We start from the raw sequence: 1,256 nt of genomic DNA, 5'->3' as shown, positions 1-1,256 counted from the left end.
AGTCCACCGAAGGGCATCTCCGCAGGTCGCGGACGGCTACCACAAGCAACTCAGCCGGACCCGAAATCTGCGTGTTAATGATCTGCGAGCCCTAACAGAGCCAGCCTGAATCCAATACGGACCTGGGTAGCGGGACAACCAACGCATCGAGTCGGCGTGCCTCAGGCCGGTGCCCGGCCGGCGAGTGCCAGGCATTGGCGGGCGTTGGGACGGGCGACCGTGAAAAGCGTCTGCCGCTTGCCCGCCAATGGCTGACCGCCACCGGTGAGGCCGTGGGGTTTAGCGGCCGGCCTTCGAGTTGTACTCGTCGACGATCTCCTGCGGGATGCGGCCTCGGTCTGAGATTTCCTTGCCGGCCTTCTTGGCCCAGTCCCGGATCGCCTTGTTCTGCTCTCTGTCACTGCTGACGCGGCCGTTGGCGGGCCGCCCGGCCCCGACCCGTCCGGCGACGACACCGCCCCGGCCGACCTTGGTGCCGTGAGTGGTATACGGGGCGAAGATGCCGCGCAGTTTCTCGGCGTTGGCCGCCGACAGGTCGATATCGTACTGGACCCCGTCGAGGGCGAACTTGACGGTCTCGGCGGCGTCCCCACCGTCCAGGTCGTCGATGAGCTTGTGAATGACTCGCTTGGCCACGTCCAATTCCCTTTCCAACTAGCACAACTGATAGCAGAGTAGCCTGCGCGACGCTCGTCGCCAAAGTAGATACACCAAAATTGTCCTGCGGGTGTCCGGGCACAGATAGGCGGCGTCTGAACTTTCCGCCATGTAATCGTGCCGGCAGGCGCATGGATGATCACCTTGAGTTGACCAGTTGGTCCAGCCCGTCGCTGTCGGCGTATCGCGACCCGACCTGCGGACATTCGGACCACCCCGTCGCCACGCACGGTTCGCTTCGCGCGTCCACAGCGTGAGGAGTCACCGATGATGCCTTGCTCCCGGGGTCTGGAGCGTCACGCAGCCTCCACCGGCGACCCGTCACTCAAGCGGGCTCGCCCGCTATCCGCAGGCGACGTGGGTTGGCTGAGTCAAGTTGTGCGTAGCCGCCGACACGCCCGCGGGATTAGCGCCGCGCCGAGGGCGACTTCAAGGCTGGCGAGGATCCGCAGGTCCGCCGTTTGCCGCTGAGGGAGAAGAGGCACTCACAGGCGATGAAGCACACACACGACCTTGCCGAGGATCGTTGCATCGTTGCTAGTGATCACCGGATAGGCCGGGTTGCGAGGGACGAGCTCGACAAGGCCGTCGCGCATTCG

General features: G+C 64.8%; 1 protein-coding gene. It reads right to left on the bottom strand.

Annotated features, from left to right (window positions below; genetic code table 11):
- Positions 1-279: 279 nt before the first annotated feature.
- On the bottom strand, positions 280-636 hold the full coding sequence (locus ACGFIZ_RS34265) for an Lsr2 family protein (protein ID WP_393427462.1): 357 nt from the start codon (positions 634-636) through the stop codon (positions 280-282).
- Positions 637-1,256 lie beyond the last annotated feature (620 nt).

Origin of the sequence: Micromonospora sp. NPDC048830 (assembly GCF_043198215.1) — a bacterium.
Taxonomy (GTDB): Bacteria; Actinomycetota; Actinomycetes; order Mycobacteriales; family Micromonosporaceae; genus Micromonospora.
Note: the sequence above shows the minus strand (reverse complement) of the source record. Positions and strands in the feature narration are given on the sequence as shown.